The 8,863-nt window shown below is 44.5% G+C and carries 7 protein-coding genes and 1 pseudogene; 2 read left to right on the forward strand and 6 right to left on the reverse strand.

Annotated features, from left to right (window positions below; genetic code table 11):
- Positions 1-23: 23 nt before the first annotated feature.
- Positions 24-860 carry an alpha/beta fold hydrolase gene (locus QTN95_RS03435; RefSeq protein WP_331416337.1) on the forward strand — a complete coding sequence of 279 codons (837 nt, stop codon included), beginning with the start codon at positions 24-26 and terminating at the stop codon, positions 858-860.
- Between the two features lie 88 nt (positions 861-948).
- Here QTN95_RS03435 and QTN95_RS03440 read toward each other — a convergent pair whose 3' ends face one another.
- From QTN95_RS03440 to nirB, 6 genes are all read right to left on the reverse strand, one after another.
- Positions 949-1,845, reverse strand: coding sequence for a hypothetical protein (locus tag QTN95_RS03440; RefSeq protein ID WP_331416338.1), 897 nt, complete (start codon positions 1,843-1,845; stop codon positions 949-951).
- Between the two features lie 151 nt (positions 1,846-1,996).
- Positions 1,997-2,479 carry a LabA-like NYN domain-containing protein gene (locus QTN95_RS03445; protein ID WP_138970915.1) on the reverse strand — a complete coding sequence of 161 codons (483 nt, stop codon included), beginning with the start codon at positions 2,477-2,479 and terminating at the stop codon, positions 1,997-1,999.
- 71 nt (positions 2,480-2,550) lie between these two features.
- Positions 2,551-3,309, reverse strand: coding sequence for a uroporphyrinogen-III C-methyltransferase (gene cobA, locus QTN95_RS03450; RefSeq protein ID WP_331416339.1), 759 nt, complete (start codon positions 3,307-3,309; stop codon positions 2,551-2,553).
- A gap of 132 nt (positions 3,310-3,441) precedes the next feature.
- Positions 3,442-4,290, reverse strand: coding sequence for a formate/nitrite transporter family protein (locus QTN95_RS03455; protein WP_331416340.1), 849 nt, complete (start codon positions 4,288-4,290; stop codon positions 3,442-3,444).
- 125 nt (positions 4,291-4,415) lie between these two features.
- Positions 4,416-4,739 carry a nitrite reductase small subunit NirD gene (nirD, locus tag QTN95_RS03460; RefSeq protein ID WP_138970912.1) on the reverse strand — a complete coding sequence of 108 codons (324 nt, stop codon included), beginning with the start codon at positions 4,737-4,739 and terminating at the stop codon, positions 4,416-4,418.
- 15 nt (positions 4,740-4,754) lie between these two features.
- Positions 4,755-7,310 carry a nitrite reductase large subunit NirB gene (nirB, locus tag QTN95_RS03465; RefSeq protein WP_331416341.1) on the reverse strand — a complete coding sequence of 852 codons (2,556 nt, stop codon included), beginning with the start codon at positions 7,308-7,310 and terminating at the stop codon, positions 4,755-4,757.
- A gap of 514 nt (positions 7,311-7,824) precedes the next feature.
- Here nirB and QTN95_RS03470 point away from each other — a divergent pair.
- Positions 7,825-8,718 (forward strand): annotated as a pseudogene (locus QTN95_RS03470) (PAS domain-containing protein); the annotation flags it as partial.
- Positions 8,719-8,863 lie beyond the last annotated feature (145 nt).

Consider the following 8,863-nt stretch of genomic DNA (forward strand, 5'->3'; position numbering starts at 1 on the left):
CTTATTCAACCGAGGACATTAAAATGGAAACTATAAAAACGATCTTAAATGGCAATCACTACCGCTATTCGTTTCACCACTGTGAAGGTTCAGACCAATACGCTATTTTTCTTTTAGGCGCGTTACAGGACATAGAAAGTGTCCACAGTTTCTCGATCTTCTTTGCGACAAAATTGAACTGTATAACCATTGAGGTTCCTGGAACCGGTCATACAGAAAATCTTGAATCGACAGTCAGTATACGTTCACAAGCGATTATGTTGCGCGATTTTATCGAGTATTTAGGGGTTAAAAATGCCCATATTATTGGCTTTTCTTATGCTACAGCTGTTGCGGTAGAACTGTGCGACATATGGCCGCATGTGCTGTCGATGTCGATTTGTGGTGGCGTCCCAGGCATCCCTTCGTCGGGACGTCTTGCGACTAAGAAAATGATCGCGGCTGCGATGGACAACCCAACGAGCTTTGCGCAGTCATTTACTGAGTCTTTGACTGTAAACAACAGCGATATTCCACGTAACAAAGCCATCATTAAGGCGACAGTCAGGAGCATCACTAATATGTCACAACAGCGTATTGACGTGTTCTTTGAGAACTCCGTTAGATTGCTGGTTCATACACCGTCCAATGTGACTAATATCTCTGTACCATGCACAATCTGTGTTGGTGAGTTTGATCCATATGTCACGAAGGAAACCGCTCAATCCTTTGCAAACCAACTCAAAAATGGTCGCCTTGTGGTGATAAAAAACGCCGACCATTTAGTCCATTTGCAATATCCCGACAAGGTTGCCGCTCTAATGTTAGCCCAAGCGAATTCAGCGATAGCGCTCGATGAAGCTCTGTTAGCATTAACCTAAATAACTAGTGAACATTGTTGTTTTTTAGTGAGATATAATCAACTCAAGGCTCTGCGCAATTTGAGTTGATTATTTCCACTTGATGAAATTAGATCACATTTTTTATGTAGATCTTTGATAGTGTGGTCAGTATTTCTACTGCACGCTTCTTACATTCACCATTTAAATAACGTAATGCTTCTACGATCAGTGCGTCACGCAAATGCTGGATTTGACGTAATTGATGAAATTGTGGGAATAAACGCATTTCACTGGTGAAATTTACGTGCGAGTTAAGTTCAAAACCCAGTTTGACCCTAAATCCTATCGCGACCGAAAAATCTCTTACTTTATTCACATCTTCAAGTTGCTGATATTGATACTCTGAAAGGCCTAAAACTCGCGAGATGACATCAATAGGAATTTGGTGTTCTAAGCGAAAACGTTTAACTGTAATCGCAACTGAGCGGTAGTAGTCGATCGCAAAGGCATTGATATCTAACACTGGCGGCGGCAACAACTCGTTGTAGTTAATATCAGGATCGCTCTGAGATTCTACGTCAGAACGAAAAGATCGAAACTGTTGCTTATTCTCCTCACTCATCATATTCGTCACGAGATCGAGGTAAAGGTGAAATTGTTCGGCTGGAAGTCGACCAATGCAGTACAAAGCTTCGATGGCTTTGTCATCCATTCCTCGGTAATGCTCTTTCATTTTGAGGGCAAGATAAAAGCTGGTCATCGGAACCATCATGACCCACGACATTGCTGCCACGACATGGATTGGTCTGATAGAGTGATAGCTTTGCTGCATGTAACGCTTTAGAGTCGAGCCATTGATACCAGTTGTTCGCTGCTCTAAGTCGCGAAATGACATCCCTTGAGCACGTCGAATAAAGGACATAGACACAGCCATATCCGTATCAATGGTTTTCAGTAGTGTATCTAACGTTTCGATCTTTTGTTCTGAAACGCTGATTGTGACCTGATCCGCTCGATTTAACATACAACAAAACCTAACTAAAACAATGAATAAGCTACCTACAGTTGAGTCGGTAACTCTACCATAATCTGTGCAAACCTTGAACAATCAGTCGCAACCAGTGGGTAGGATATTGAACCACCCATCATCTTGTCTCAGCATGCCAGTTTGGTTGTCAGTTACGTGTGATAATTAGATTTCTATCGATAGCGATATAACGGTCAGCGGCATCAATAAGTGATTGCGCGGTAAGTCCTGGTACGCCAAAAACGTCTACTTTCGTCGCAAATCGAGTCTGAATTCTATCCACTAACACGTCGAAGTCACCATCACCAGTCAGCAGAATAACGCGATCTACTTGCGATGCCGTCTCATAAACATCCAGTGCTAATCCAACGTCCCAGTCCCCTTTCGCACTGCCATCATTTCTTTGGATAAAGGGTTTGAGTTTAACGTTAAAGCCAATGCCGCGGAGAATATGATGAAACTGACGCTGTTTGGGATCATGTGAAGCAATGGCATAGGCATTTGCTGCAATCACCTCTCTACCTTCTGTGGCGATATACCAAAACTGGTTGTAATCAAAATTGGCGCGATATTTATCTCGCGTGGTGTAGTAGATGTTTTGAACGTCTACGAATATAGCCACTTTTTCCATAGATACTTTTGAGCTTAGAGTGATGCCCTGACTCTAACAGAATCAGGGCATCAGTGCAGCAGTCATAACGGCTAGTTGCACCATTTCAGTTTGTCGTGCAAAGACGTCACACTGCCCACGACAATCAGTGCGGGGCTCACAGCTTGCTCTGCCAGCGACGCTAAATCTTTGAGCGGGCCAGTAAAGACTCGCTGTTCGCGGCGCGTGCCATTTTCTATTATTGCGCAGGACATCTGCTCATCTAAACCCGTTTCGAGCAGCTTCTCAGCAATATAGCCACTCTGTTTTAGTCCCATGTAGAATACTAAGGTGTTGTTCGATTGAGCCAGAGAACGCCACTCTATTTCACGGCCATCTTTCTGAACATGACCAGTAATAAACTGCACGCTTTGCGCATGGTCTCTATGAGTCAACGGAATGCCTGCATAAGCGGTTGCGCCTGCTGCTGCCGTAATCCCAGGAACCACTTCAAATCCAATCCCATGTTCAGCCAGTTCTTCTAGCTCCTCTCCACCTCGACCGAATATAAACGAGTCACCACCTTTAAGTCTGACGACTCGTTTGCCTTGGCTTGCTTTATCGACGAGCAATTGATTGATCTGTTCCTGCGGTACACAGTGGTAATCGAGCTTTTTACCAACGTAAATCATTTCTGCTTGGGTATTTGCTAAAGCGAGAATGTCTGGGGAAACTAAGCGATCGTAAACAACCACTTCTGCCTGCTGAATGACGCGATACCCTTTAACAGTCAGTAGCTCTGGATCACCAGGGCCAGCACCCACTAAAGAAACGAAGCCGCTGTTAAGTGGTGAAATATCAGAAGCAGTCATAGTTACGCCCTTTGAGAAAATTTGAATATAAAAAGTATCACTCACAGCGAGGAATAAAGTGGCTACTTTTTATAGTCAACTAATGTTAAAGCTAAAAGATGCCCCATGATTTCACATGGGGCGGTATTGAGATTATTTCGCTAGTACTGGTTTCGCGTTTACTTCTTCAGCATCAGACAGTGCAGGCGCTGCTTTCGCATGCGTTAGGTATAGAGGAAGACAAGTCATTAGCAGACCACCAACAATGTTACCCAAGATGGTTGGAATGAGGTTGAAGTTCAACCAAGTCGCGATACCAAAATCGGCACCCAGAATCATACCTAGTGGGAATAGGAACATATTGACGACTGTGTGCTCAAACACAAGAGCAAAGAAGATGAAGATCGGGAACCACATCATTGCAATGCGGCCAGCCAATGTACGACCTGTCATGTTACCAATCACACCCAGACACACCATTAGGTTACAGAAGATACCGCGTACGAAACAGGTAATCCAACCGTCCATACCCATGTTCTCGAAACCAAGGCTACGTGCCGTCGATACCGCAATGAATTTTTGTGCAACGGCATTTGGTTCGAGTGAGAAGTTACCCGTCAATGATACTGCAACAAGAAACGCAACAATCAGAGAGCCAATGAGGTTACCAAGTCCAACCAGACCCCAACAACGGAATACGCGGTTCCAAGTAATACCAGGGCGATTTTCAAGCTTAGCCAGAGGTGCAAGACCGAATACACCGGTTACTAGGTCATAGCCCATCACGCTAAGAATGACAAAACCCACTGGGAACACTAACGCGCCAACCACGCCCATGCCCGTTTGAACGATGGTCGTAATCGCAACAACAACCGCCAATGACAAAATGATACCTGCCATCGTGCCACGCAAAAGCAAGTCACGAGTACTTGTTTTGGTTTTTGCTTCACCCACGTTAATCATGGTTTGTACAAATTCAGCAGGTTTAAAATCAGTAGACATGAATGTGTCCTTATTCAAAGTAAAAGTTAAAAGTTGAAATCGAATAGTGAAAGGCTCGCTGTTTCTCTGTTCCTCACTGTGAAACAGCAAACCTTTAGGCTATTAAATCTCGCCTTAACGCTAGGTTAAGCTGCGATTTCTACCTGCCCTTTTACTACACGAGCCTTATAGGCTTTGACGTTGAACTGCTGGTTTTCCATGCATACGCCAGTCATCAGGTTGAAGCGCTGTTTTTTCAATGGACTCGCCACCCATAATTCATCGCTATGTTCAACAATCAAACCACGTGACAACACGTTCGACTGATAGAAAGGATCCATGTTACTAATCGCAAACACTTCTTCAGTCTTGGTTGGACGAAAGATCGCGACTTGTTCGCCTTCAACTAACGCACACACACCTGTTCCCGGGATGATGTCTTCAATGTTACATACTTTGGTAAATGCCATGATGTCGTCTCCCACTTAAACCAATTCAACATGAAGGATATCGCCCTTCACTTCAGGGTGTTTTTCCGTAAATGTAGCCGGACGATGCTGAGCACGCTCTTGAACGAACACGACATTGTCATCACGCTGATCTGAGTTAATGAAGTGAGCAAAGCGTTTTAGCTGAGCGGGGTCATTCACGGTATCAGTCCATTCACAGCGGAACTCTTCAACCAACTTAGCCACATCGGCTTCAAGCTGATCATTGATGCCTAGTTTGTTGTCAACAATCACTTCACGTAGATAGTTGATGCCACCTTCTAGGTTTTCCATCCATACTGAAGTGCGTTGAAGCGGTGCCGCTGTACGGATATAGAACATCATGAAACGGTCGATGTATTTGATCAGAGTTTCTTGGTCAAGATCGCTTGCTAGAAGATCGGCATGGCGTGGTTTCATACCGCCATTACCACAGACGTACATGTTCCAACCTGCGTCTGTTGCGATGATACCTAAATCTTTACCTTGTGCTTCAGCACACTCTCGAGTACAGCCAGAGACACCGAACTTCATCTTGTGAGGAGTACGGATACCTTTGTAACGGTTCTCAATCATCACACCCAGACCCACAGAGTCCTGCACGCCGTAACGACACCACGTTGAACCTACACATGTCTTCGCCATACGCAGCGCTTTAGCGTATGCCTGACCAGTTTCATATCCCGCGGCAATCAGTTTGCTCCAGATCGCAGGAAGATCATCCTTCTGCGCACCGAATAGACCGATACGTTGAGCACCTGTCACCTTAGTATAAAGATTGTATTCAGCGGCAACTTCAGCCAGTACTTTCAATGCTTGAGGGGTTACTTCACCGCCCGCCATACGCGGAATGACTGAGTAAGTACCGTCTTTTTGCATGTTACCTAGGAAGTTATCGTTGGTGTCATGCAGTTTAACCAATTCAGGTTTAAGAATGTGCTCACCCCAGCATGACGCTAGAATTGAACCCGCAAGTGGCTTACACACCTCACAGCCATAACCCTGACCATATTTCTCTAACAGCTCTTCGAATGATTTGATCTCTTCGATTCGAATCAGATGGAACAGCTCTTGACGAGAGTATGCGAAATGCTCACAAACATCGTTCTTCACTTCAACGCCCGCTTTGGCAAGCTCTGCGTTCAGTACAGAAGTCACTAATGGGATACAACCACCACAGCCAGTACCCGCACCTGTTATCGCTTTAATGTCACCAATCGTGTGGTGCCCATCAGCAACAGCCTGAGCAATCTTGCCTTTAGTAACATCGAAACAAGAACAGATAACCGCTGACTCTGGCAGTGCATCTGCACCCAATGTTGGTTTCTCTGCCCCCGCATGAGCCGGAAGAATAAGCGTATCTGGGTGTTTTGGTAGCTCAATTTCATTAAGCATTAATTGCAGCAAATCGCCGTAATCCGACGTATCGCCAACCATTACTGCACCAAGCAACGTCTTATTGTCTTCAGAAACAATCAGGCGTTTATAGACTTCTTGCTCTTCGTTTTGGTAGACATAGCTCTTACAGCCTGGAGTACGACCGTTGGCATCACCAATAGAACCTACTTTTACACCAAGCAGTTTTAGTTTTGCAGACATGTCTGCACCTTCAAACTTGCTCTCATTACCGACAAGGTGGTCAACGGCAACCGTCGCCATCTTGTAACCCGGTGCCACTAGGCCATAAAAAGTATTGTTCCACGATGCACATTCGCCAATCGCGTAAATGTTCTTATCCGTGGTTTGACAGTGGTCGTCAATCTCAATACCCCCTCGCGGTGCAATGCCTAACCCCATTTGACGAGCAAGTTTATCTTGTGGACGGATACCCGCCGAGAACACGATAAAATCTGTCTCAAGCTCGGTCCCATCCGCAAAACGCATAACGTTTCTCGCTTCTTTACCCTCAGGTGCAATTTCAAGCGTGTTCTTGCTAGTGTGTACCTTCACACCCATGCTTTCGATTTTGTGACGCAGTTGATTACCGCCCGCTTGATCTAGCTGCTCCGCCATCAACTTAGGTGCAAACTCAACAACATGAGTCTGCACACCTAGCGCTTTCAATGCGCCAGCGGCTTCAAGCCCGAGTAGACCACCACCAATGACCACACCCACTTTGCTTTTCTTAGCGCATGCTTCGATTGCTTTAAGATCTTCGATAGTACGGTAAACAAAACAGTCTTTGCTCTCGCGACCTTTAATCGGCGGAACAAATGGGAATGAGCCAGTCGCCATAATCAGCGTGTCGTATTGAATCTCACGACCTGAGCTTGAATGAACAATACGCTTCTCGCGGTTTACGTTGATCGCACGCTCACCAATTAACATGTTAATACCATGTTTTTCGTAAAAGCCTTCTTTTACAAGAGAAAGCTCGTCCGCAGTGTGGTGAGAAAAGTAAGAAGAAAGGTGGACACGATCGTATGCTACGCGTGGTTCTTCACAGAAAACCGTGATTTCATATTGAGAAACATCCGTTTTATCAACAAGGTCTTCGATATAACGGTGTCCTACCATACCGTTACCGATAACGACCAGCTTCAACTTGCTCATAATACTTCCTAAGGGTTAGGTTCTTATCTGAGCTGATTGTTAATTATGAAAGAAAATTAATACATGATGTAAATCAATTACAGAATTAAACTACTCCAAAGGGGTAGGAACACAATTCAACCAACTAAAATCAGTAAATTAATTACATTAATGGATGTTTGGATAAAATATCACCAATCATTCCTTATGCGATATTTGTATAGATTGAAATCTCTGTTCACACCTCTCATTCACAGTGATAGAAATGCCACCACTCCCTGGTAATATTTTGAATCAACATCTCATACAGCACTAAACAAAGTGTAATACGCTCAATTTTGCAACAGAGTTTTGCTCGTAATCATGTTCCAACAACCCTATATGAAATTAATTAGTAAAATCAAATTGATTCACATCAATTACTAATGGGTATGTGCATAGTTATCATGCTCCGCTTTAAGTCAAATAAAACAATAACTAAACATAATTCTTCTTAAACATAGCAATGCCAAAACATGAGAATGAGTCTAAAAATATGGATGAAACAACGCTCAACAAAGATTACTGCGCTTCTGCAAACCTAATATCAACCACAAACTCATCGAGTCATATTACTCATGCCAACGAGGATTTTTGTGGCGTTGCTGGTTACTCTGAATCTGAACTGATCGGCAATCCACACAATATTGTTCGCCACACAGATATGCCTAAGCAAGCATTTAAACAGATGTGGGATTATCTAAAGTAAGGTAAAAGCTGGATGGGACTGGTGAAAAACCAGTGTAAAGGTGAGAAACATTACTGGGTTTCCGCCTTTGTCACCCCCATCAAATCAGAAAGCGGCGAAATCATCGAGTTTCAATCGGTTCGTTCTAAGCCGACCAAAGCACAAGTTCTAAGAGCGGAAGCATTGTATAAAAAACTCCGCAGTGGAAACGCATCTAAACAATCCCGCCTCCCACTCACAACGGTTGCTCTCGCGCTCGCAGTGTTCACCACGCTCGTCGCAGTTATTGGGGTTATATCGGCACCGAATTGGCCAAGCATAATGCTGCTGATCTGCACCACATTGACTAGCGGTGCTCTCTTCTACCAACGTAAGCGTGTTGGTGAACTGACAGCGCTAGCCAATCGCGCCTATTCAAACCCCTTAATGGAGAGACCTTATACCAACCATTTTGATGACTATTCTCAAGTGGAATTGGCACTAATGATGAAAAGTGCTGAGTTACGCGCAGTAACGGCTCGAGCGACTGAAACATCAGGGCAGATTCTGGTCTCTGCGGAAGATGAGTTCGCAACCATACAATCCATCGGGCAAAGTTTGGATCAGCAATGTAACGAGACGGAGCAAGTGGCAGCGGCGATAGAACAGCTAACCCACTCAATTAGCGAAGTTGCGAATGCAGCATCGGCGGCGTCTATGCTAAATAACTGTTCCTAAATATAGATCACTGGTTTGTAGAAAAAGAAGGGAACTCGGTACCGTTTGAGCGATCTGATCAGTCGCCAAACATACAAACCTACAACCGTTACCGAGTTCTCATGATTCTAACATTACCTGACCGCGCAGA

It is taken from the genome of Vibrio sp. M260112 (genome assembly GCF_036533775.1).
Classification (GTDB): domain Bacteria; phylum Pseudomonadota; class Gammaproteobacteria; order Enterobacterales; family Vibrionaceae; genus Vibrio.